Source organism: Qipengyuania sp. 902, from assembly GCF_051195295.1.
GTDB lineage: Bacteria > Pseudomonadota > Alphaproteobacteria > Sphingomonadales > Sphingomonadaceae > Qipengyuania.
In genome coordinates this window covers 314,950-337,229 of sequence record NZ_JBNJLJ010000001.1, presented here as the reverse complement: position 1 = coordinate 337,229, position 22,280 = coordinate 314,950, and the positions used below count along the sequence as shown (strand labels likewise).

At 63.6% G+C, this 22,280-nt stretch carries 27 protein-coding genes and 1 tRNA gene; 15 read left to right on the top strand and 13 right to left on the bottom strand.

Features of this window, described 5'->3' with window-relative positions; genetic code table 11:
* Window positions 1-91 precede the first annotated feature (91 nt).
* Together hflC and hflK are read right to left on the bottom strand one after the other, a co-directional pair.
* Window positions 92-925 (bottom strand): protease modulator HflC, encoded by an 834-nt coding sequence (gene hflC / locus ACSH0F_RS01555; RefSeq protein WP_435199250.1) that lies wholly within the window; start codon window positions 923-925, stop codon window positions 92-94.
* A gap of 1 nt (window position 926) precedes the next feature.
* Entirely contained in the window at window positions 927-2,111 is a 1,185-nt protein-coding gene (hflK, locus tag ACSH0F_RS01550) for a protease modulator HflK (protein WP_435199248.1), read from the bottom strand.
* 75 nt (window positions 2,112-2,186) lie between these two features.
* Here hflK and ACSH0F_RS01545 point away from each other — a divergent pair, with 75 nt between their 5' ends.
* The 4 genes from ACSH0F_RS01545 (at window position 2,187) to ACSH0F_RS01530 (ending at window position 7,917) form a co-directional block, all read left to right on the top strand.
* Window positions 2,187-3,149, top strand: coding sequence for an Mrp/NBP35 family ATP-binding protein (locus tag ACSH0F_RS01545; protein WP_435199246.1), 963 nt, complete (start codon window positions 2,187-2,189; stop codon window positions 3,147-3,149).
* Complete coding sequence (locus ACSH0F_RS01540) at window positions 3,128-5,428, top strand: molybdopterin cofactor-binding domain-containing protein (protein ID WP_435199244.1); 2,301 nt, start codon at window positions 3,128-3,130, stop codon at window positions 5,426-5,428. Before ACSH0F_RS01545 ends, ACSH0F_RS01540 begins: the two co-directional genes overlap by 22 nt.
* A gap of 10 nt (window positions 5,429-5,438) precedes the next feature.
* The gene (gene hemH, locus ACSH0F_RS01535) at window positions 5,439-6,461 is read left to right on the top strand and encodes a ferrochelatase (RefSeq protein WP_435199242.1); all 1,023 of its coding nucleotides are present in this window, start codon (window positions 5,439-5,441) and stop codon (window positions 6,459-6,461) included.
* 61 nt (window positions 6,462-6,522) lie between these two features.
* The gene (locus ACSH0F_RS01530) at window positions 6,523-7,917 is read left to right on the top strand and encodes a cytochrome P450 (RefSeq protein WP_435199240.1); all 1,395 of its coding nucleotides are present in this window, start codon (window positions 6,523-6,525) and stop codon (window positions 7,915-7,917) included.
* Here ACSH0F_RS01530 and ACSH0F_RS01525 read toward each other — a convergent pair.
* A complete protein-coding gene (locus ACSH0F_RS01525) occupies window positions 7,914-8,075 on the bottom strand; it encodes a DUF1674 domain-containing protein (RefSeq protein WP_435199238.1) in 162 nt (53 codons plus the stop codon). The genes ACSH0F_RS01530 and ACSH0F_RS01525 overlap by 4 nt on opposite strands.
* Window positions 8,076-8,131: 56 nt before the next feature.
* Here ACSH0F_RS01525 and ACSH0F_RS01520 point away from each other — a divergent pair, with 56 nt between their 5' ends.
* Window positions 8,132-9,385, top strand: a complete 1,254-nt coding sequence (locus ACSH0F_RS01520) for an RsmB/NOP family class I SAM-dependent RNA methyltransferase (RefSeq protein WP_435199236.1) — start codon at window positions 8,132-8,134, stop codon at window positions 9,383-9,385.
* Here the strand turns inward: ACSH0F_RS01520 and ACSH0F_RS01515 are convergent.
* Both ACSH0F_RS01515 and msrA read right to left on the bottom strand, forming a co-directional pair.
* Complete coding sequence (locus ACSH0F_RS01515; protein ID WP_435199234.1) at window positions 9,364-10,182, bottom strand: hypothetical protein; 819 nt, start codon at window positions 10,180-10,182, stop codon at window positions 9,364-9,366. The genes ACSH0F_RS01520 and ACSH0F_RS01515 overlap by 22 nt on opposite strands.
* Before the next feature lie 12 nt (window positions 10,183-10,194).
* Complete coding sequence (gene msrA / locus ACSH0F_RS01510; RefSeq protein ID WP_435199232.1) at window positions 10,195-10,737, bottom strand: peptide-methionine (S)-S-oxide reductase MsrA; 543 nt, start codon at window positions 10,735-10,737, stop codon at window positions 10,195-10,197.
* Window positions 10,738-10,836: 99 nt separating this feature from the next.
* Here msrA and ACSH0F_RS01505 point away from each other — a divergent pair, with 99 nt between their 5' ends.
* From ACSH0F_RS01505 to ACSH0F_RS01490, 4 genes are all read left to right on the top strand, one after another.
* Window positions 10,837-11,688: a class I SAM-dependent methyltransferase gene (locus tag ACSH0F_RS01505; protein ID WP_435199230.1), complete on the top strand. Its 852-nt coding sequence runs from the start codon at window positions 10,837-10,839 to the stop codon at window positions 11,686-11,688.
* Between the two features lie 84 nt (window positions 11,689-11,772).
* Entirely contained in the window at window positions 11,773-12,549 is a 777-nt protein-coding gene (locus ACSH0F_RS01500) for an SIMPL domain-containing protein (RefSeq protein ID WP_435199228.1), read from the top strand.
* 11 nt (window positions 12,550-12,560) lie between these two features.
* A complete protein-coding gene (gene aguB, locus ACSH0F_RS01495; RefSeq protein ID WP_435199226.1) occupies window positions 12,561-13,412 on the top strand; it encodes an N-carbamoylputrescine amidase in 852 nt (283 codons plus the stop codon).
* 8 nt (window positions 13,413-13,420) lie between these two features.
* Window positions 13,421-13,840, top strand: coding sequence for a hypothetical protein (locus ACSH0F_RS01490; protein ID WP_435199224.1), 420 nt, complete (start codon window positions 13,421-13,423; stop codon window positions 13,838-13,840).
* Here ACSH0F_RS01490 and ACSH0F_RS01485 read toward each other — a convergent pair.
* On the bottom strand, window positions 13,837-15,261 hold the full coding sequence (locus ACSH0F_RS01485) for a M20/M25/M40 family metallo-hydrolase (RefSeq protein WP_435199222.1): 1,425 nt from the start codon (window positions 15,259-15,261) through the stop codon (window positions 13,837-13,839). The two genes, ACSH0F_RS01490 and ACSH0F_RS01485, sit on opposite strands and share 4 nt — an antisense overlap.
* A gap of 62 nt (window positions 15,262-15,323) precedes the next feature.
* Between ACSH0F_RS01485 and folK the strand changes: the two genes are divergently transcribed.
* Entirely contained in the window at window positions 15,324-15,809 is a 486-nt protein-coding gene (gene folK / locus ACSH0F_RS01480) for a 2-amino-4-hydroxy-6-hydroxymethyldihydropteridine diphosphokinase (RefSeq protein WP_435199220.1), read from the top strand.
* Here the strand turns inward: folK and ACSH0F_RS01475 are convergent.
* The gene (locus ACSH0F_RS01475; protein WP_435199218.1) at window positions 15,775-16,404 is read right to left on the bottom strand and encodes a DapH/DapD/GlmU-related protein; all 630 of its coding nucleotides are present in this window, start codon (window positions 16,402-16,404) and stop codon (window positions 15,775-15,777) included. The two genes, folK and ACSH0F_RS01475, sit on opposite strands and share 35 nt — an antisense overlap.
* A gap of 57 nt (window positions 16,405-16,461) precedes the next feature.
* Here ACSH0F_RS01475 and ACSH0F_RS01470 point away from each other — a divergent pair.
* From ACSH0F_RS01470 to ACSH0F_RS01450, 5 genes are all read left to right on the top strand, one after another.
* Window positions 16,462-16,537: transfer RNA gene (locus ACSH0F_RS01470), tRNA-Lys, on the top strand.
* A 92-nt stretch (window positions 16,538-16,629) separates the two neighbouring features.
* Window positions 16,630-17,202: a hypothetical protein gene (locus tag ACSH0F_RS01465; RefSeq protein ID WP_435199216.1), complete on the top strand. Its 573-nt coding sequence runs from the start codon at window positions 16,630-16,632 to the stop codon at window positions 17,200-17,202.
* A gap of 78 nt (window positions 17,203-17,280) precedes the next feature.
* Window positions 17,281-17,769, top strand: a complete 489-nt coding sequence (locus tag ACSH0F_RS01460; protein ID WP_435199214.1) for a hypothetical protein — start codon at window positions 17,281-17,283, stop codon at window positions 17,767-17,769.
* Window positions 17,770-17,899: 130 nt separating this feature from the next.
* Window positions 17,900-18,127 (top strand): hypothetical protein, encoded by a 228-nt coding sequence (locus tag ACSH0F_RS01455; protein ID WP_435199212.1) that lies wholly within the window; start codon window positions 17,900-17,902, stop codon window positions 18,125-18,127.
* Window positions 18,128-18,248: 121 nt separating this feature from the next.
* Window positions 18,249-18,956, top strand: coding sequence for an excalibur calcium-binding domain-containing protein (locus ACSH0F_RS01450; RefSeq protein ID WP_435199210.1), 708 nt, complete (start codon window positions 18,249-18,251; stop codon window positions 18,954-18,956).
* A gap of 160 nt (window positions 18,957-19,116) precedes the next feature.
* Here the strand turns inward: ACSH0F_RS01450 and ACSH0F_RS01445 are convergent, their stop codons facing one another.
* The 6 genes from ACSH0F_RS01445 to ACSH0F_RS01420 form a co-directional block, all read right to left on the bottom strand.
* Window positions 19,117-19,485, bottom strand: coding sequence for a hypothetical protein (locus tag ACSH0F_RS01445; RefSeq protein ID WP_435199208.1), 369 nt, complete (start codon window positions 19,483-19,485; stop codon window positions 19,117-19,119).
* Between the two features lie 64 nt (window positions 19,486-19,549).
* Window positions 19,550-20,230 carry a recombinase family protein gene (locus ACSH0F_RS01440; RefSeq protein WP_230833404.1) on the bottom strand — a complete coding sequence of 227 codons (681 nt, stop codon included), beginning with the start codon at window positions 20,228-20,230 and terminating at the stop codon, window positions 19,550-19,552.
* A 114-nt stretch (window positions 20,231-20,344) separates the two neighbouring features.
* Window positions 20,345-20,767, bottom strand: coding sequence for a hypothetical protein (locus ACSH0F_RS01435; RefSeq protein WP_435199206.1), 423 nt, complete (start codon window positions 20,765-20,767; stop codon window positions 20,345-20,347).
* A 92-nt stretch (window positions 20,768-20,859) separates the two neighbouring features.
* Window positions 20,860-21,054, bottom strand: a complete 195-nt coding sequence (locus ACSH0F_RS01430; RefSeq protein WP_435199204.1) for a hypothetical protein — start codon at window positions 21,052-21,054, stop codon at window positions 20,860-20,862.
* Window positions 21,055-21,083: 29 nt separating this feature from the next.
* Window positions 21,084-21,242, bottom strand: a complete 159-nt coding sequence (locus ACSH0F_RS01425) for a hypothetical protein (protein ID WP_435199202.1) — start codon at window positions 21,240-21,242, stop codon at window positions 21,084-21,086.
* 372 nt (window positions 21,243-21,614) lie between these two features.
* The gene (locus ACSH0F_RS01420) at window positions 21,615-22,172 is read right to left on the bottom strand and encodes a hypothetical protein (protein ID WP_435199200.1); all 558 of its coding nucleotides are present in this window, start codon (window positions 22,170-22,172) and stop codon (window positions 21,615-21,617) included.
* Window positions 22,173-22,280 lie beyond the last annotated feature (108 nt).

The following is a 22,280-nucleotide window of genomic DNA, read 5'->3' as shown; positions in this document are numbered from 1 at the left end:
TACCGAGCAGCGGGCTGCGGGTTCCTGCCTGCAAGACTGCGCTGCGGCGCTGAATGCCGTTTGAACGGCGCGGGGCACGCTCGACGAACGGTCAACGACGTCCGCGGAACTGCCGCAGATATTCATTGTCGGGCGACAGGATGATGTTGCTTTCCGCCCCGCCGTTCTCGGCGGCGAAAGTGGCGTCATAGCTCTGCATGGCGCGGTAGAAATCGTAGAACTCCGGATCCTTGCCGAAAGCATCGGCGTAGATGGAAGCGCTTTCGGCATCGGCATCGGCGCGAATGATCCGCGCGTCGCGCGAACCCTGCGCACGGATCGTGCGCGCTTCGCGTTCACGGTCCGATTCCATGCGGCGGAAGGCCGATTGGAGCGGTGCTTCGGGCAGGTCGGTGCGCATGATCTTCACGTCCACCACCTCGGCCCCGTACTGGCGGGCCTGACGGTCGAGGTTTTCCCGCACATTGGCGAGGGCCGAGCCGCGTTCTGCCGTCAGCATCGACTGGAAGGTGCGGCGGCCCAGTTCCTGGCGCAGGACCGAGTTCAGGATCGGCTCCAGCGCGTTGCGGACGCCGTCGGTCGTGCCGGCGCGTTCCACCATGCGCACCGGATCGACGATCCGGAAGCGGGCATAGGCATTCACCAGCAGGCGCTGCTGGTCGGCGCTCAGCACTTCCTCATCGTTCATTTCGAGGTCGAGCAACCGCTTCTCGATCCGACGCACCGAATCGACGAAGGGCACGCGCAAGTAGATGCCTGCATTGCTGGAGCCGTCGGGCGTATTGACGGTGCCGATGGGATTACCCGTGCGGATAACGACCGCCTGCTCTTCCTCGGGCACCACATAGGCGCTGAGCATCAGGGCGATGATTGCCAGTCCGATGACGATCAGCGTGTTGCGGTGGTCTTGCACGAAAGTGCTCATCTTACTGGCCCTCCGGCGCGGTTACGGTGGTCGAGGGCTGCTGCTGTTGCTGCGACTGGTCGGCCCGGCGACGGATTTCGGGAAGCGGGAGATACGGCGTCACATTGTCCGTCTCCACGATGGTCTTGGGCGTCTGGCTCAGGACCCGCTCCATGGTTTCGTAATAGAGGCGCTGGCGCGTCACTTCGGGGGCGAGGCGATATTCCTCGTACACCTTGTCGAAGGCTTCGGCTTCACCCTGCGCCTGGGCCAGCACCTGCTGCGCATAACCACGGGCCTGGTTGCGGTTGGCGTCGGCATTCTGTTCGGCCACCTGCACGTCGCGGAAGGCATCGACCACCTGTGCGGGCGGATCGGCTTTCTCGATTTCGACACCCAGCACGCGGACGCCGGCACGATAGCCGTCGAGCGTGCGCTGCATGCGCTCGCGCACATCCTGCTCGATGGCCGCACGGCCCTGGCCCGAGAAGGTTTCGTCCAGCTCCGTCTCCGCGACCGAGGCGCGCATCGCGGCTTCGGCGGCTTCCTTCACAGTTTCAACGGGGTCGACCACGTTGAACTTGAAGGCCGCGAGATCACTGATGTTCCAGCGCACGATATAGCTGAGGTCGACGAGGTTCTGGTCGCCTGTCAGGATCAGCTTCACCTGGCTGTCACTGCCCGGAATGCGCTCGGTCCGCACGCCCTGCACGTCTTCCACGTCCACGATTTCGATCGGGAAGGGGGCGGAGAAATTCAGGCCGGGATCCATCGTCCGGGTAAAATTGCCCAGCGTCTTCACCACCGCCTGCTGCTGCGGCCCGACGAGATGCACGCTGGTCGCGATCAGGCCGAGGGCGATGATGCCGACGACTGCGATCGGGAACCAGCTCTTGCCCCCGGGGCGCTGCGGAAAGCGGAAGTTCGGCCCACCGGGGCCGCCGCCGCCGCTGCGGCGCGGGCCTTCGGGGCCGCGGTTCTTGAAGATGTCCTCGATATTGGGCGAGCGGCGGCCGTCATTGCCGCCGGAGCCGGGCGGAAGCCACGGATTACGCGGCCCCCGGGTCTTGTCCCCGTTCTTGCCGTCGCCATCTCCCGTAGGCTCGTTCGAGCCGCGGCCCGGACCGCCATCCTTGTCGCCCCACGGACTCTTCTTGCCCGCCATCGCCAGCCAAATCCTGTTGGTGAACCCGTCCAATGTTCTCATGCCATTCTTTATAGGTGTGGTTTGGCGGAAAAACAGGGTTGAACGGCGCTTTTTGATGATACAGCAGCGCTGCCCATGAGTTCGACCGATCCGAAAGCGCTGTTTCCCGAAGCGATTGCAGCGCGCGTTACATCCCTCGCCATCGCAAAAGGCCGCGCCATCGCCATCGTCGATGCCGCCGGGTTGGGCGGAGGCGAGCGCGAGGCATTGGAAACTGACATCCGCGAAGTGCTGGAAAAGCGGGATGATGTTGCGGAGGTCCGCGTCGCCATGATGGCGGAGCGAACCACGCGCAAGCTGATCGCCGTGGGTAGCGGCAAGGGTGGGGTCGGCAAGTCGACGCTGACCGCCAACCTTGCGATCGCGCTCGCCCGCAGGGGTCGCAAGGTCGGGCTGGTCGATGCAGATATTTACGGCCCTTCGCAGCCGATGATACTGGGCAATCAGGGCCAGAAACCGGTGGCGCGCGAGGAGAAGCTGGAGCCTGTGCCGAGCAAATACGGCGTGCCGGTGCTCTCGATGGGGCATCTGGTCGAGCCGGGCCGCGCGATCGCCTGGCGCGGGCCGATGGCAGGTGGCGCGCTGACCCAGCTGGTCGATGCGCATTGGGGCGATACGGAGCTGCTGCTGGTCGACCTGCCGCCGGGCACCGGCGATGTGCAGCTCACCATGTTGCAGAAGTTCAAGCCGGCCGGAGCGGTGCTCGTCTCGACGCCGCAGGACCTTGCGCTGATCGATGCCGCGCGGGCCGGACAGCTATTCGATCAGGCAGGCGTCCCGGTCATTGGCCTCGTGGAGAACATGGCAGGCTATGCCTGCCCGCATTGTGGTGAAGTATCCGATCCCTTCGGCAAGGGCGGGGTGGAAGAGGCTGCCGGGCGGCTCGAACTGCCGTTCCTCGGCCGCATCCCGCTCGACCTCGCCATTCGCGAAGGCGGGGATAGCGGTGCGCCGCCGGCCGCGACCGACGATCCGCTGGCCCAGCCCTTCCACGACATCGCCGCGAAGCTCGACGCATGGATTGGCGCGAAAAGCTGAGCGATTTGCCCGTCACCCGGCGCCAGCTGGTGGCCGGGGCGGCAGTTGGCGGCGGTCTTGCCGTCGCCTGGTGGCTATGGCCGCGGCATTATGGCAGCCCGCTGACGCCCGGTCGGGGAGAGCGTGATTTCGGCGGCTGGCTCACCATCGGGACCGATGGCATCGTTACCGTGGCCGTGCCGCAACTCGAAATGGGGCAGGGCGTCACGACGCTGCTGGCGCAGGTGGTCGCGGTGGAACTCGGCGCGGACTGGCGGCAGGTCGGGGTGGAGCCGGTGCCGCCGGCCGGACTCTATGCCAATGTCCCGCTGGCTGCCGAATGGGCGGAGATGTGGTCCAACCTTCCGTCGCTCGCGGATGAGCCAGGCAGCCTGCTTGCGGAGAATTTCGCACGTGGCAACCGCTTCATTGCCACCGCCGGTGGGACATCTCTGGCAGCTTTCGAGCTACCCATGCGCGAGGCCGCCGCCAGCGCGCGAGCAATGCTGGCCATGGCCGCCGCCGACCGCTGGGATACCGAGTGGGAAGAGTGCGAAGTCGAAGGCGGCCTGGTCCGCTATGGCGAGAACACCGCGAGGTTCGGTGAACTGGTGCTGGAGGCCGCCGAATTCGACCCGCCCGATCCGGCGCCCCTGCGCGTGGAACCGGCCGCCGAAGCGCCTGCCGAGATCGATTCCGATACGCCGCTCGCTTTCCCGCGGCTCGACTTGCCGGCCAAGGTCGATGGCAGTTTCCTGTTCGCGGGCGACATCCGCCTGCCGGGGCTGGTTTATGCCTCGATCCGCCATGCGCCGACCGGTTCGCAGGAGCTCAGCCGCTTCGCCGAGGACGCGGTCGTGGGTATGCGCGGGCTGGTCGGCGTGGTGCGCTCGAAGCGCTATCTGGCAGTGGTGGGCGAAAGCTGGTGGATCGCCGAACAGGCGCTGAAGCGACTCGCGCCGGTCTTCAGCGGCCCGCCTCCGGTGGAGAGCGCCGAGGTAGAAGTCTTGCTGGACGAAGCAATTGGAACGGTCGAGCCGGAAGCGATAGCGAGCATCGGGGACGCCAACGGTCTGCTCGCCAAGCCGGACCTCGAAGCGCGCTATTCGATCGCACCGGCCGTGCACGCCAGCATCGAAACGGCGACGGCGACGGCGCGGCTGGAGGACGGCAAGCTCGAACTGTGGATCGCCTCGCAGGCACCCGAACTCACCCGGCGCGCGGCGGCGAAGGCGGCGGGCATCTCGGAGCGCGATGTGGTGCTCTACCCCACCGCCGCCGGGGGCAGCTTCGATGCGCGGCTCGACAAGCGCCACGCGATCGAAGTGGTGCAGATCGCCAAGGCGATCGGCCGCCCGGTCCAGCTGATGTGGCCGCGGGTACAGGAATTTCAGGCCGTCCCGCCGCGCACGCCGGTGGTCACGGAACTGGCAGCGGCGTTCCAGCCGGCGACCGGCGGGCGGATCGTCGCCTGGCGCACGCAGCTCGCCATGCCGGCGACCATGCGCGAAACGGGCCATCGGTTGTTCGACAATCTGGTTCCGGAAGCCGCCATGCGCCGCGCGGCGGGCCAGGCCGATGCGCTCGCCTGCCGGGGCGCGGTCCCGCCCTACGGCATCGCCAACATCGCGGTGGAGCATTTGCCCGTTCGCATCGACCTGCCGACCGGCCCGATGCGCGGCAATTCGGCTGCCTACACCGCGTTCTTCACCGAATGCTTCATGGACGAGCTGGCCGAGAAGGCGGGCCGCGATCCGCTGCTCTACCGTATGGATATGCTCGGCCAGTCGCCGCGCATGGCCGACGTGCTGCGCCGCGCGACGCAGATCGCGAATTGGGACGGCGGGCGGCGCGGTACGGGGCAGGGGCTGGCGATGGTCCGTATGGACGCGATCGGAGGCGCGACGGGGCGCATCGCCTGCGTCGCGCAAGCCGCGCTCGGCGAAGGGGGGCTGCGCGTGACGCGGCTCCACGCCGCGGTCGACATCGGCCGCATCGTCAATCTCGACATTGCCCGCCAGCAGATCGAAGGCGGCCTCCTGTTCGGCCTCTCGCTGGCGACGGGGTCGAGCGTGAATTACATCGAGGGCAAGCCATCGCCCAACCGCCTTGCCGCGCTCGGCCTGCCGACGCTGGCCGATAGTCCGGTGATCGAGGTCGCCTTCGTGCCAAGCGATGCCGACCCCTTCGACCCGGGCGAACTCGGCACCGCCGTTGCCGCGCCTGCGATTGCCAACGCCCTCTATTCTGCTACCGGCATGCGCTTCCGCCGCCTGCCGCTCCTGTCGGAAGGCCTGTAAGGAGAGCCCGTTGACCTGGCGCGAACAGCAGTTGCCTCCCGAACACCCGCCCGTGAGCTCGGGCGGGGTGGGCGTGCTGCTGGTCAATCTCGGCACGCCCGATGCACCCGACACCGCCTCGGTGAAGCGCTATTTGGGCGAGTTCCTGTCCGACAAGCGCGTGGTCGAAATCCCCGGCATCGTCTGGCAGCCGATCCTGCGCGGGATCATCCTCAACACACGGCCGAAGAAGAGCGCTGCAGCATACCGGAAGGTCTGGACGCAGGAAGGCTCGCCGCTCGCGGTCATCACCCGCCAGCAGGCCGAGGCGATGCAAGCCCGGCTGGGCGAAAGCGTCCGCGTCGACTGGGCGATGCGCTATGGCACGCCGTCTATTCCCGAGCGCCTGCAGGCGATGATGGACGCCGGCTGCGAGCGGATCGTGCTCGCACCCATGTATCCGCAATATAGCGGCGCGACGACCGCCACCGTGGTCGACAAGGTTGGCGACACTCTGCGCGACATGCGCTGGCAGCCCGCCATGCGCACCATGCCGCCCTATCACGACGATCCAGTGCATATCGAAGCGCTGGCCAAGGATATTTCGCGCCAGCTCGATGCGCTCGACTTCGAGCCCGAAGTGCTCATGCTCAGCTTTCACGGCATGCCCGAACGCACCTTGCACCTCGGCGATCCTTATCATTGCCAGTGCCGGAAAACTTCGCGGCTGCTGGAGGATGCGATGGCGCGCTCGAACCTGCGCTTCGTGACGACCTTCCAGTCACGCTTCGGACCGGCCAAATGGCTCGAACCCGCGACCGACGATACGCTCCAGAAAGAGGCCGCAGCCGGCACCAAACGGCTCGCGGTGGCGATGCCGGGTTTTTCCGCCGACTGCCTCGAAACGCTGGAGGAAATCGCGATGGAGGGGCGCGAAACCTTTATGGAAGGCGGCGGCGAGAAATTCGCTGCGCTGTCCTGCCTCAACACCTCCGATGCCGGGGTCGATATGCTCGAAGCATTGCTGCGCCGCGAACTTTCCGGCTGGTGTTAGCAGACTGGAAAGATGGGTTTCGATAGGCTACTGACATCACGGTAAGTAGCAGGAAAAGACCTTGGCCACTCTCGCACCGCATCAACCCGCCGAACTCACCCATTGGTCCGACGGCCGCCTCGGCGAACGCGATCTCGCGCACATCCCCGGCGACGGAGGCCTGCCGCTGGTCGGCAACACCTTCCGCATGCTGGCCGATCCGCATGGTTTCACCCGCCGCATGGTCGAGCAATACGGCCACGTGTATCGCACCAAGGCCTTCGGCGGCTGGCAGATCGCCATGATCGGCGCCGATGCGAACGAGTTGATGCTGTTCGATCGCAACCGCAGTTTCTCCTCGGAGCAGGGCTGGGGGCCGATCCTCGACAAGCTGTTCCCGCGCGGCCTCATGCTGCTCGACTTCGATCACCATCGCGCCGACCGCCGGGCGCTATCGATCGCCTTCAAACCGGGGCCGATGCGGCACTATTCCGGCAGCCTCAACCGCGGAATCGCGCGGCAGGTCGAGGCTTGGGGCGAAGGCGAGATGACCTTCTACCCTGCCATTAAGGAGCTGACGCTGGATCTTGCCGCCGACAGTTTCATCGGCATCGAATGGGGCCCCGAAGCGGACAAGATCAACACCGCCTTCATCGACATGGTGCAGGCCAGCGTCGCCCCGGTGCGCAAGTCGTTGCCGTTCACGCAGATGAAGCGCGGGACCGACGGGCGCGCTTTCCTGGTCGACTGGTTCACGAAGGAGACCCACCGCCGCCGCGCCGAAGGGGGCGGGCAGGACATGTTCAGCCAGTTCGCCACCGCCACGCATGACGACGGCAGCCTGATGCCGGTCGACGAGGTGGTCGACCACATGAACTTTCTGATGATGGCCGCGCACGACACGATCACCTCGTCCGGCACCTCGCTGGTCATGCAGCTCGCCAAGCACCAGGACTGGCAGGAGAAGCTGCGCCAAGAAATCGAGGCGGTGACCGGCGGCGTCGATGCCAACGGCAAACCGCGCGATCTGGCTTACGAGGATCTGGGCAAGCTCGAGCTGACCGAGATGGCGTTCAAGGAAGCGCTGCGGATGATCCCGCCGGTGCCCTCCACCCCGCGGCGTGCGCTGCGCGAGTTCGAGTTCGGCGGCTATGCCATCCCCGCCGGCGCGCATGTTGGGATCAATGCGCATTACGTGCATCACATGGAAGAGCACTGGGATCGCCCGCATGATTTCGAGCCGCTGCACTTCACGTCCGACAAGGTGAAGGAACGGCACAAATACGCCTGGATCCCCTTCGGCGGCGGCGCGCATATGTGCCTGGGCCTGCATTTCGCCTATATGCAGATCAAGATCCTGATGGCGCAGTTGCTGCCGCGCTATCGCATCGAACTGGCCGATGGCGAGCCGGAGTGGCAGCCGTGGCCGATCCCCAAGCCCAAGGACGGGCTGAAGATCAGGCTGGTTGCTCTTTAACTGAAATCGATCGCGATGCCGTCCTTGACCCAGTCGCCATAGCGGGTGGGGCTGAGGTCTTCGTCGTTCTCGACCTTTTGCGGCTCTGGCGGCGGGTCGGTGGTCCAGTGGGACGGCTTCTCGAAGCCTTCGGGCCGTTTGGTCGCGCGATCGGTCATGTAAAGGAAATGCGCGCACTGGCGCTAAGTTTCAAGCAGGGGTAGAGGCGCGGGCGATGGCCCAACCCACCGGTATCCACGCGCGCCGCGCCTCGCTTCGCCTGCTCGATGCCGTGTTGCGCCGGGGCGAGACGCTCGACATCGCCTTCGCCGCCGCCACGAAGGACGTGCGCAAGTTCGAGGACAAGGCACTTGCCCGCGCGATCGCCAGCGAGAGCCTGCGCTGGCTGGTCGATCTCGATGACTTGATCGACAGTGCGACGAAAAAGCCGCTGCCCGATGATGCCAAGGCGCGCATGGTGCTGCGCCTGATGCTCGCCCAGTGGCTGCGGCTCGACACGCCGCCGCATGCCGTGGTGGCGACCGGGCTCGACCTGCTGTCGGGCGGGCCGCGCAGGTTGGCACATGGTGTGTTTTCGACGCTGACGAAGCGGGAAGCGCAATTGGCGGATGCGCCGACCCTGCCTGCCGATGTCGCCGCGCGCTGGGGCGAGCGGGCTCCGGCGATCGCAGCCGGTCTCGCCGAGCCGCCGCCGCTCGACCTGACCCTGCGCGACCCGGAACAGACCGCGCATTGGGCGAACCAGCTTTCTGCCGACAGCCTTATGCCCGGTCACCTGCGCCTGCCGCGCGGCGGCAATGTGGAGAAGCTGCCGGGCTTCGCGGAAGGGGCATGGTGGGTGCAGGACCTTGCAGCCTCGCTGCCCGCGCGTCTCCTCGGGCAGGGCGAGGGTCGGCACGTGCTCGATCTGTGCGCAGCGCCGGGCGGCAAGTCATTGCAACTGGCTGCGCAGGGCTGGCAAGTGACTTCGCTCGACATCTCGAAGCGCCGTCTCGAACTGCTGCGGGCAAATTTGAACCGCACGGGCCTGAAGGCAAGCATCGTTCGCACCGATGCCCTGACGTGGGAGCCGAAGCACAAATACGATGCCATCCTGCTCGATGCTCCCTGCACCGCAACCGGCACCGCGCGCCGCCATCCCGACGTGATCCACCGCATCGGTCCGCGTCAGATCGAGGAAATGGCTGAGCTGCAATCCGCACTGGTCGAGCGCGCCCAGGGCTGGCTGAAACCCGGCGGAACTCTGGTTTACGCCACCTGCTCGCTGGAGCGGGAGGAGGGCGAGGATCAGGCTTCGGCGATCACGCTGGCAACCGATGCGATCCGCGCCGACGAGCTTCCCGAGAGCATCGTACCGACGAGCGAGGGCTGGCTCCGCACCGATCCCGGCATGCTGGAGGATCAGGGCGGACTGGATGGCTTCTTCATCGGGCGGTGGAAAGCGGATCAGGCCTCAGCGAGCGCATAGCGGATATCCGTGCAGTCGTGGCCGGCTTGCCGGACGCGCATCGCGACCTCGCTGTCACCTCTACCTAGCAATTCTATGGTGAAAGGACTGCCGAGTTCGACATAGTGCCGGAAGGCCATTTCGGCGCTTGTGACGCGGAAGGGCTGACCCTCGCGTGTCAGGCTGACGAACTGCCGCGCCACTTCTGCGAGGTGGGCGGAGTTCACATGGTCGCCCGAGCCGTCGAGCCAAGGGTGATGTGGCGTCATGCTATTGGCAGTGTCGAGCAAGCCATGAGCGGTGCCATTGTCGAGCGGGCCGAGCAACGGCCGCTCATCTTGGGCAAGGCCGAGAAGCGATGCATCCGCATAGGCGAAGTCGTCGGAACTGCTCTTCGGCGCAGCCACCTTGTCGCCCTTGCGCCACGCCTCGAAGTCGCGGGTGCGGAAAACCACGCCGCGACCGTCGAGCCGACAGATGTGGCGCCCCTCGGCATCCGCGAAGTCGATCGAGAAGCTCTCTTTCCCGTCGATCGTCGTGCGGCGGTAGGTCCCGCTGGCATAGGTCCCGACATCGGGATCGCCGCATTCCCAGCGCGTCCAGGTGAGCGCGGACCACTTGTCGGGGTCCCAATTGCCGAGCGCCGCGGCGCATTCCACGCTCACCCAATAGCTCAGCGCCTGAATCGCGCCGGGATGGTGCGGGTGGAGCGCTGTCCAGGGCCAGGCGCCCGCATCCCGCGAGCAGGCGAACTCTACGCTGCCGTCATCGAGGACGACATGGTCGCCGGTAAACGCCTTGCCATGCGGTCCTGGCATCGGGCCTGTCGCTCAGGCGTCTTCCTTCAAATATTTCTGGAAGCTCTTGCGCAGCTTCATCAGTTTGGGCGGGATCACCGCCTGGCAATAGGGGTTCCGCTGGCCTTCGCCTTCCCAGTATTCCTGGTGGTAGTCCTCTGCCGGATACCAGTCGCCGGTCTCGATCGTCGTGACGGCGCTCTGGCCCTCGTGCTCGGCGTTCCACCGCTCGATAGCCGCTTGCGCCTCGGCATGCTGGGTGTCGTCGAGCGGGAAGATCGCGCTGCGATATTGCGTGCCGATGTCGCCGCCCTGGCGGTTGAGCTGGGTCGGGTCATGCGTGCCGAGGAACACGTCGTAGAGCTGGCCGAGCCTGATCGCGTCCGGATCGAAGGTCACGCGCACGCCCTCGGCATGGCCGGTGCTGCCGGTGCAGACCTGCTTGTAGGTCGGATCGGGCACATCGCCGCCGATATAGCCGCTCTCGACCTCATGGACGCCGATGACGTCCTTCATCACCGCCTCGGTGCACCAGAAGCATCCACCCGCCACGATCGCCTGCTGTGTCTCGCTCATCGTAATCTCCTTTGCGCCAGAGATAGGAAGTGCCTCACGCCTTGTCATCCACCGGCGGCGGGTGCAGGAAGCGCGCATCGATTTTCCGGGAGAGACTGTATGCGTATCCTGCTTGCCACCGCCGCCCTGGCTATTGCCGTGCCTGCCATGGCCGATCACCACGAACTGCCCGACGTAGAAGAATTCGCGGCAACCCATGCCGAAGCCATCTCGGGCGCGATCAACCACCCGAGCCGTGCCGACGACCGCGCACGCGACCAGTTCCGCCACCCGGCCGAAACACTCGCTTTCTTCCGCGTCGAACCCGACATGAAGGTCGGCGAATACGCTCCCGGCGGCGGTTGGTACACGCGCGTGCTGGGCCATTATCTGGGCGGCGAAGGTCAACTGTTCGGCCTCTATTTCGACCCCACCAGCGGACCCTTCAACGAGGAAGCGCAACAGCGCATTCGCGCCGGCGCTACCGGCTTTCCCGCCGAAGCTGCCGAATTCACCGGGCTCCCGGCCGAGAACTTCTCCGCGATGACGCTCGATGCGATTCCCGAAGGCGAAGCGGGGACGCTCGACCGGGTGCTGGTCGTTCGCATGATGCACAACCTGATGCGCTGGAACAATGCCGACAGCGAGCTGAAGAAGATGCGCGACCTGCTGAAACCTGGCGGCATGCTCGGCATTGTGCAGCACCGCGCACCGGCAGATGCCAGCGCGGATTATGCGAACGGATCGAAGGGTTACCTGCGGCAGGACGATGTCATCGGCTATGTCGAAGCGCTGGGCTTCGAACTGGTCGACACTAGCGAGGTCAATGCCAATCCGCGCGATCCGGCAAACTGGGAAGGCGGCGTTTGGATGATGCCGCCATCGCTCGGCGGTGACGATGCGATGGACGCGCAAACCCGCGACCTGGGCGAAAGCGACCGCATGACGCTGCTGTTCCGCAAGCGCGATTGACCGGTTTGCCACAGCTGTAAGCTGGCATTCATCCAGCACCTGCAAATCCCTCGATGTAACATTATTACATCGAGGGATTTGTCCATGATTCGCGTTCGTTATCTGGCTCTCGCCGCTGCCCCACTCGCTCTCGCCGGATGTGAGCGGGCCGACGACGCGCGCGGTGTAGACCACGGTGAGACCCTGCTCTCGGTCAGCGCCAGCGGGCAGGCGGAAAGCCGCCCCGACCGCGCGCAGTTCCGCGCCGGGATCGAGACCTTCAGCCGCAATGCCACCTCCGCCAGCGATGCCAATGCCAAGAAGATCGCCGAAATCGTCGCGGCCCTGCGCGAACTCGGCGTCGCGGAAGAGGACATCCAGACCCAGAGCGTCAACGTCGGCCGGATCGAATATGGTGACCGCGAGGGGCAGTACCGCGCGATGAACGTGGTCGAGGTGACGATGGACGATCCCGACCGCGCGGGCGCCGCCGTCACTGCCGTCACGGAGGCGGGCGCAAACGTCCTTTCCGGCCCCAGCCTGACGATGAGCGATCCCGAAGCCACAGCCAACCTCGCCTATGCCGACGCCTACAAGGCGGCGCGGCAGCGGGCGGAGGCCTATGCCGAGGCGGCGGGAATGGAGGTCAGCCGCGTGCTCTACATCCGCGATGCCGGCGGCCAGCAGGGCGAGACCTGGATACGCGGTGCGGAGGCGATGAACGAGGCAATGGTCCAGCGCACATCCAACGCGCCGCCGCCGCCCGTGGCCCCGCCGCCGCCGATCAACATGGGGCCGCGCCCCGAGGAAGGCGGCATGATGGTCGGCACCACGCGCAGCAATGTCTTTATCCAGGTGGACTTCGCGCTGCAGGAGAAATAGTCCCTTTTAGCATGAGAGACATTACCGTCGCCGCCCTCCAGCTGCCGCTTGGCAGCGACGACGAGCAGACCAATATCGCCGCAGTCGGCGAAATGGTCGAGCAGGCCGCCGCGCGCGGGGCCGAAATCGTCCTGCCGCCCGAGCTCTTCGCCGGCCCCTATTTCTGCCAGGTCGAGGACGAGGCGCTGTTCGCCCGCGCGCGCCCGACGCTCGAACATCCCTCGGTCGTCGCCATGCGCAAACTGGCGGCCAGGCTGAAGGTCGCCATCCCCACCAGCTTTTTCGAGCGCGACGGGCATCACTATTACAACACGCTCGCCATGATCGGCCCCGACGGGGAGATCATGGGTACCTACCGCAAGAGCCACATTCCCGACGGGCCGGGGTATGAGGAGAAATACTATTTCCGCCCCGGCAACGACGGGTTCAAGGTGTGGGACTTGATGGGTACCCGTATCGGCGTCGGCGTATGCTGGGACCAGTGGTATCCCGAAGCGGCACGCGTGATGGCGCTGATGGGGGCCGAGCTGCTGTTCTACCCGACCGCCATCGGCTCCGAACCCTATGACGCCGAATTCGACACCAGCCGCATGTGGCAGCGCGCAATGCAGGGGCACAGCGTGTCGAACTGCATGCCGGTGATCGCGGCGAACCGGATTGGCAAGGAAGGCAATGCCGATTTCTACGGCCACAGCTTCATCACCAACGAATGGGGCGACAAGCTGGTGGAATTCGGCCGCGAGGAGGACGGCGTGTTGGTCGCGACGCTCGATCTCGATCAGGCGGCGATCCACCGCGCCGGCATGGGCTTCTTCCGCGACCGGCGACCGCAGCTCTACGGGCGCATCGCCGAGGATATCTGAGCGGGCTCGTGACGGCAGGGATCACTCAGGACGCGCTCGACCGGCTCTTTACTGCCGCGCTGGAAGCCGCCGTGGCGCGGATGGAGAAGGACGGGCATTTCTTCCCACTAGTTTTTGAGATGCGCGCCAACGGGATGATCCACAATGTGGCCATGCTCGAAACCGCCCCGGTCGATGGCAGCGCAGATGTGCTTGGGAGACTGACGGCGATGTTGCGGACGCGCGCAGACGAGGGGACGATCGTCGCCTCGGCCATCGTCCTGCAAGGGGGCGACGACCAGCGTATGTCCGTTCGGCTGCGCGCGCAGAACTATGCGAAGAACATTTTCGTGCCCTTCGAGATCGAGCGCAAGGGTTTCGTGAAGCGGCGGAGGCGCGTGTCGCTCGGCGACATCTCGGGCGACACCGTACCCAACGACGTCTTCTAGCCGCCTGCAAGTTTCTTCAAGATGATCGACCAATGGTCGAGCCCGTCGTAGAAAGCATCGACCCGCATGCGCTCGTTGAGGCCGTGGGCATAGATGTCCTGCGGTCGGCTGGCTCCAGCGCCGATGGCGATCGTGTCGTAGCCCAGCGTCCGGTAATGCATGCCGTCCGTGCCGCCCGAGGACATATTCGGGATCATCGGGATGTCGCGCCCGAAGCGCGCCGTCAGCGATTTGGCCAGCGCCGCGCGGACCTCGTCGGGAAAGCTACTCATGCCGCTCTCGGTTGCCTCTGCGCGCTGGGTGATCGCGACGTCGGGATTGCCGATGACCTCGGCCAGCGTCGCCTTCACGCTATCCACGCCCTCGCCCGGCCACACCCGACAATTGACCGCAGCGCTGGCCGATTGCGGTAGAGCGTTTTCGGCATGCCCTGCCTCCAGCATGGTCGCGACGCAGGTCGTGCCGAGCGTACCGACGAAGCCGGGATCGGCGCGGATGATCTCGATGGCCTCGGCATCGCTCGGGTCCTCGGCAAAGCGCGTCATCGCATCGCCCAGCGCACCGGGCACGCTTTGGCCTAGCGCCGCGAAATAGCTGCGGGTGAGCTCGCTCTCGCGGACGGGAAAGCGATGGTCGGCGATCTTCGTCAGCGCGGCGGCCAGCTCGTAGATCGCATTGTCGCTGCGCGGGCGCGAGGAATGGCCGCCGGAATTGGTCACCGTGAGGTCGAAGGTAACATATGTCTTCTCGGCCAGCTGCACCTGCTGCGCGAGCGGTGAGAAGTCGTCGGCCAGTCCGATGCCGCCCGCATCCGAGTTGAGGACGTAGGCGGGGTCCACGTTCTCCGCGACCCATTTGGCCTGCGCGCGGGTGGAGATCATGCCGGTCTCCTCGTCGCCCGAGAAAACGAGGTAGAGATCGCGGTTCGGCACCCAGCCTTCCTGCTTCAGCCGCATGAAGGTGCCGGTGAGGTTGGCGACGCCGTATTTGTTGTCCTGCGTGCCGCGCGCGTAGAAATAGCCGTCTTCCTCGGTCAGCGTGAACGGCGCGCGCTCCCAATCCTTGGGCAGCGCATCGACCACGTCCATGTGGGCGAGCATGACGATGGGTTTCTTGCCCGACGCGCCATTGCCGGGATAGCGCACGATCAGCCCCTGTGTCGGCTCGCCCTCGCTGTCGTAATCGGTCACCATGAGGTCTTCGGCTGCAAAACCCGCTTCGGACAACCGCCCGACCAGATAGGCGACCATCTCGTCCATCTGCTGGTGGCCGCGCGCGGTGCGGAAGGCGATAATGTCGGCATAGAGCGCGCGCATCATCTGCTGGTGCTCGGTGCGCTGTTCGACCGCGTTCGTGTCTTGCGCGGCGAGGGGCGCGCAGACCGCGGCTCCCGCTGCAAGTGCCAGCATCAGTTTACGCATCGCCTGTCTCCCCTTCGCTCCGGCCCGTTCCCAAGGGCGGTGCGCGACGCTAGGGCTGGGGCATGAGCGAGGCAAGCGGACATCGCTATATCTTGGCGCTGGGGTCGAACATGCGGCTATCCGGCGTAGGCGGGCCGCGCGCGGTACTCCGGGCTGCGATCGAGGTTCTCGCCGATCAAGAGCTGGACGTGCTGGCGGTCTCTCCGATTATCGCAAGCGCGCCGGTCGGGCCATCGCAGCGGCGCTATGCCAATGCCGCGATACTGGTCGCGAGCCACCTTTCTCCGCCGGACATGCTTTCACTGCTGCAGGCAGTCGAGCGGGACTTCGGCCGGCAGCGGCGAGGCCAACGCTGGCGGGCCCGTACGCTGGATCTCGACATCGTCCTGTGGACCGGCGGCATTTGGGTTTCGCCGGATCTGGCGATTCCGCATCCGGCTTTTCGCGAGCGTCCTTTCGTACTCATCCCGGCAGCGCAGATCGCACCTGGCTGGCGCGATCCGCTGACCGGCCTCACGCTGCGGCAGCTCGAAGCGCGCGCGGTTTGATGGCAGTGGCCGGGTTGCCGCGATAGACGGTCCAGCTGTCCGCATCCTCGAACAGCGCGCCCCGCGCGGCGAGGGCGGCTCCGTCGCCCATGGTCACCCCGGGCCCGACGAACCCCTCCGCCGCGACCCAGCAGCGCCGCCCCACGGTGATCGGGCGCAATTGCAGCTGGAAGTCGGGGTCCGACAGGTCGTGAGTACTCGCGCAGAGAAACGCGCCTTGCGAAACCACGCTGTCGTTGCCGATGGCGATGCGGCCCTGATTGTAGATGCGCGCACCGGGCCCGATCAGCACATTGTCGCCGAGCGTCAGCGTCGATGGCAGCCAGATCCGCACGCTCGCATGGACCCGGCATCCCCGCCCCAGCGACGCGCCGAACAAACGCAGCATCAGCGCCCGCCAGCCATGCAGCGGCGGCGGCGTCCAGCGGCACAGGACCAGCCAGCAGGCCTGCCACACCACCCGCAGCAAACGGTTGCCAAGCGTGAACGACGGCCCGCCGGTGCGGCTCTGCGCTGCTTTCGCGTCCAGCGGTTCGACCATAAATCCCGTGCGGCTCCTGTCCTCGGCCGGTGGTAGCCACGCGAATGCACGCAAACAAGCAAGAGCCGCTTGACCGCCCACCGCCGCATGCCTAGGTGCCCCACCGTGGTCGGGCCGTTAGCTCAGTCGGTAGAGCAACTGACTTTTAATCAGTAGGTCGCTGGTTCGAACCCAGCACGGCTCACCACGATTCCAATGACTTAGTTGTCATTAGCTCTGAAGTAAGTGCTGCAGTTCCTATCCAGCAATCAGATAGCAAGCACGCGGAATGCTTTCGTCATGTCCGATTATTATTCCGAGCCCCTGAACAAGCATCTTAGAGAAGCTAAAGGCTTGGCGCGCAGTGCGTATGCGGTTGAGGTAAACCCCTGGGTCCCTCGCGGCGAGGTTGAGGCGGCGATTTTCTTTCGGGGCGCAATCGTCTCAGCCTACGGTTACATCGAAACCCGGATCGGCGAACTCACCCTACGAATCTCTAAAATTCCGCAATACGCCGCGCTTCGTGAGAAGATGCCATACCACGCCGACAAGCGTATCGCTTTTCTGCGGGAAGCTTTCTCGGTGGGGGATCTCGCTCGCTTTGGAGGAACTGCGGATCGGTTTTTGTTACGGTTCGAAGCCCAAGCGCACTTGCGGCACTTAATTGCTCACGCCCGGATGCAGGTAATGCCGGCTTGGGGAGTGACGTTTCAGGATTTTCCTACGGTCGGGCATGAAGGGCCCCAGCATCGAACCCGGCGTATGCCGCTCGGCGACCTCGAATTTTTGGCATGGCGAGCCGCTCGGCTCAGTCGATTAGGCCAGCACCTCATGGGACTCCTTGAGCAAACGGGGCTATTACCAGACCTCTGAGAAGATATCTTATCGGGCGCCGGGAGAACGTCAGTCCTCTGCATTGATCAATCCCCCAGAGCGCCCCACAACCCATCCATGAAAATCGACATGGACGATATCGATCAGGCGGGACTTACAGATCAGCATAAGCTGGCCATGGCCGAATGCACGCTCGCTTGGGCGAGATTCGAAAGTCAATTTCGCGCGATGCTCACCGTCGTAGAAAATCGGTCGCTTCTCGAAGGAGCGAAAGATTACGATAGGCTTCAGCTATCGATGGGGTGGACCAAACTGCGACAGCGACTCCGCGACGCTGGTGCGGTGCCGGAGGTTCTCGCAAAGGTGAAAGATCTCCAGCGTCAGTCCAAATTTCACTATGAGGCACGAAAAAACATTGCTCATGCCGGGTGTGTGGGTGTTCTAAAGCGGGATCCCCAATATATCGTCTTCGCTCCGTTCGAGGCGCATCAAGGGGATCAGATGGTGATCCTAGCTACTCCCCTTGAGGAGATCGAAAGGTCGACAACTTGGGCGGATGCTGCTCGCGCCATGGCAATGCGGATAATGCGGCAGGCAGGACATTGAGCGCCCAGAGACTCACAGTCACCTAGACGTTCACCTCACAAGGCGTGATAATCGCACCCCTGTGACCGCGTTCCACTACTCCTCATCAGACGTAGGTTCCGAATCGTTCCGCATTTGGCAATTGAGGGCGATGGCCGACTACACCAGCCCGAAACCGGTCGATCCGATATGGTATCAGCCGAATGCGTTTCTGCGCATTCACTGCCGTTGCAATCGGAACGTGACCTATCCGCTGCGTGATTTTGCTCGCGTCCACTGGCTGCCTGTTTCGATGAAGCTTTACGAATTGATCGCGCGGCTGCGCTGCGAAAACTGCGGCGAAAGACCGTCTAGCGCCAAAGTGACGCGTCATCCGTAGGCGCTATTCTGTAGGGGGAAGTCATTGACTGAATCGAGCCAGTGGCTGACCATGGATCTATTCAAATAGGGGGGAGAACATCGTGCAAGGTCCAAGCGCAATTGGCAGCTTGAAACTCCTGGTGGCAGCGATCATGGGGTTGTGCGTCTCAACGCCAGCCAATGCCCAAACTTATGTAGGCAAGGTCCGGGCCGTCGATGGAGATAGTCTGGAGATCGGCGAGGCCCGCTTCCGTCTTTTTGGGATCGATGCGGTCGAGAAACATCAAACGTGCGACCGCGATGGACAAGCTTGGTCCTGTGGAGCTGACGCATCCAGTGCCTTTGCCGCGTTGGTCGAGCGAGGGAGTGTGAATTGCACCCAGCGCTCAACCGACCAATATGGCCGGATCGTCGCTACCTGCCTCGTTGGTGGGTACGATCTCGGCGAGCAGATGGTTCGCCAAGGTTATGCGGTAGCACTACGGGATTTCTCCAGCGCGTACGTCTCTGCCGAAGAAGCAGCGCGCAGCCGAGGCGTAGGTATTTGGTCCTCGGAATTTCAGATGCTATCTGAGTTTCGCGCGGGCGACACGCACTCCGTTGCAGAGCGGCAAGCAATGATCGAACGGAAAGCTCGTTCTGATCGGCAGCACCAAGCGGAACTCCGGCAGGCCAATAGGGCGGCAGCTCTCAGGGCTGTGCAGGAAACGGGTGTCTATTATCGAAATTGCACAGAGGCCCGAGCTGCAGGAGCAACTCCGCTCTATCGCGGGCTGCCTGGTTATGGTGCGCACATGGATGGTGATGGTGACGGCGTAGCCTGCGAACCGTATCGTGGTAGGCCGTGAGACAAGTCAGAACGCGGATCCACCCAATAATCGTGGCCAGTGTGTCGACCCCTCGTGCTCAAGAGCAAAAAGACCGCTCGCCATAGCAGTCCATCCAAAGCCCTCCGTTCAGACGCCAGACGAGCTGTAGCGGTCAGGATGGACGATGAAAGCAATGCCACTACTCGCAAGGGAACGTGTCTTGGAGCGCTGACAGCATGATCATAAAATAGGGGAACTCACCCATTTCTGGCGAACGCGCTAAGTAGTCCTCGAAGATGCCACGATTCTGTTCTGGAGTAAGCGCCAGATGTATCGGAACACAATAGAGCTTCGGCTGCTCTTTGCTCTCCAGGTCGGCGTTCGCCGCACTCAAGGAAAGTGACACCACGTGAAGGATCACCTGAGCTAATGGGGCTTGTTTCTCATTGCCCAAGTTCTCGAGCATTTGATCGGCTGTAAGGAGCGGTACTCGATCCTGTGCCACGACCGCGGTGCTCAAAGAAAAGCCGAATACGATCGCTGCTAAACCAGCCATTACGTGTTTCATGGATCACCCCCTATAAGAGGGAAGTCTAGTCACTAGGATCAAACTGTAAAGTTTCAGAGAGCCACTAGCCTAGACGGGCCAGAAGGTTCCGCACGCCGGAAGGGTGCCAAGTCTCGCGACCAGTAGGCGTTAGAATACCCTCAGCGTTCAGCGCCTTGGCCAAAGCGCCCAAGGATTGGTGCCCCTCGCCGCGCAGTCGCTCGATTGTCGGCTTGAGCGAGATTGCAAAGCGCTCGGCTTCTTTGGCCCTTGCTTCAGCGCCTAGCTTCGCGCCACCGCCATGCCGGCGCAGCACTGCAGCACCGTTAGGATTACCGAGCTTCTGGCCACGAGCCTTTGCAGCAGCCAGAGCTTCCTTCGTACGGCGGGAGATGGCCTTGCGCTCTGCCTGGGCCACTGCAGCCATGACATGCACCGTCAGTTCGTTTGCTTCCGGCATATCGGCAGCGATGAACTTGATCCCGCTTTCCTGCAGGGCAGTAAGGAACGCGATGTTACGGCTGAGGCGGTCAAGCTTGGCAACCACCAACGTTGCACCTGTCAGCTTGCAGCGTTCAATTGCCTTCGCCAGTTCCGGCCGATCGCTACGCTTCCCGCTTTCCACTTCCTCGAAGGGCGGTGCGACTAGATCGAGCCCACGTTGCCGGCAGCAATCTTCGACAGCCTTGCGTTGCGCATCCATACCGAGACCGCTCGCGCTCTGGCGCTTGGTCGAAACGCGGTAATAAGCCACTGCCTTGCACATTATTAGGCTCCATACAATTCCTAGCAACGAACGTTAGCAGTATTTGTATGGGATGCAAGGGCCACCTATATGGTGGGGCGACGGGTCGGGTCGCATTGAACCGTCGCCCCTTACTCAGGCTCCACGCTGTTGCGCTTTGAAGCCTGCGTATTGGGTAGCTCCACCAAGCAAGGTTGTTCCGACCGCAAACATGCCGGCCGTTCTAGCTTGTCGAGATTCCATCATCGCGGTGCGCTTCTGGCTTTCATAGTTCCACGCACTGATTTGCTGAGACTTGACCTGGCGATCGATGTTCTCGCTGAGCGCTGCCATGTCTTCACGCCCAATCATCTCAGTGTCGGCGATCGTTCGCGCGGCTGATCCCATCGTCACATCGATATTGTTCGCAGCCATACGTGCGGTTTGAGCACCGACGCGGCTGGCGATGTCTCGGCCAAGTTGCCTCTGTTGATCCTGACCCCGCCTGATTGCATCCTCGGCGCCTTCGCGCTCCAATTGCTTGTTCTGCTCAGCTACCTGCGCCTGATAGCGAGACATGCGGGATGCGTAGGCCGCGCTCTGCAATTGCCCCGCGGCTGTTGCCGCTGTGGATGCCACAATGAGCGCTGGAACGAGGGCGGGGCCGCACATCAGCCGTTGCCCTTGGCAGGCTTGCCGACGATCGGGCGGCCATAGAACTTATCGCCGAGAACGCTATACGTGTCCTCTTCGACCGGCTCCATGCGATAGCCGAGGAACTTCTCGACATCGGTTTTGCGTTCACTGACAGGAAGATCGACCCGTCTGTATTTGCCAGTCGGTTGATCGGGGACGATGTTACTCATGTCGGTACTCCTTCGGTTTCGAGGTCAATTCACCGATAGAGATCGGCGTAGGGATCATAGAATTTGGGCTTCGGCTGCGCGGTCGCATCTTGCACATGCCATTGCCGCGTCGCAGCCACCACTTCCGGCGGTCGCCTGAACGAGCTGTTTTTCAACACGATCGGTTCGCGATGCAGAGGGGTGGCCATCGGCTTAGCCCTTTGGCCAGGCGCTGGGCGCCGTGGGCGAGGGCGACACGGAATTGCGTGGACCCGACACCTCGGGCTTCGGACGAAGCGGAAGCTTGCGACGGTGATCAGGTGCGATATCGGCAGTGTTCTTCGAGGCGTACGGCATTGGCATTCCTTTCGTTAACGTCGTTCAGACTGTTCCACCTTCAGGTGGATGCTAGGCCGCCGGTTCTCGTATCTCAAAATTGAGGTTCTGCTCTTCGATCGCAGCGTCGATATTCGCGTGCCACTGAGGGGTGCGCTCTTTCGTGCCTTGTTCGAGGATGAGCAGGGCAACCTCTCGGCATTCTCAGGCGTGCTGCCCTTCATCCATCTAAGTATGTCCATCGGTCAGTCCTCCCCTTCGCTCAGATCGGGCAACAGGCCTTGCTCGCGACGGTCTTCGATCATGGCCGCTAGGCGTGCCGCAATCTCCGCCCGTGAATGCTCACGTTTCTGGGCTTGCACATCATTGAAATTGAGGGTGCTGGCAGTGCCGTACTTTTTGGGGTTCCGTTTGGAGGCCGCCCAGATCCTGGCATCGATCCGAAGCTTTGCTCTTGCGACATGCTCGCGATCGAATTCCTTGCCCTTTTCGCCATCCACGAAATCTCCTTTCGAGTCATCGGCGATCTCAATAACTTCTTCCTCCAGCTGATCGGATGAAAGAAGCTGTGCCAACGCATAGGCGGTGCGGAAACTTTCGCTCTGGGCCAGCCACTTCAGCACCGTAGTACGGCTCGGCATGGCCGTATCTTCGCAGATAGATCGGACGCTCTCGCAATTCATGACTCGATCGCAGATTTCCTGCTGGATCGGTGTGAGTTCGCCTTCCCCCACGCGCGCGGGCACGCGGGCGTACTGGCCAACCTGTATGTCAGTGCCGGTCTCAAACGTATTCTCAGACATGCCTACCTCCTTCCACCTGATCAGTGAGATCGGTGAAGTCAGTGATCGCGCATTGCGTCCCAATTCCTTTCACGCGTGTACGCTTTGCCATTTCTAAGGGTTTGTTTT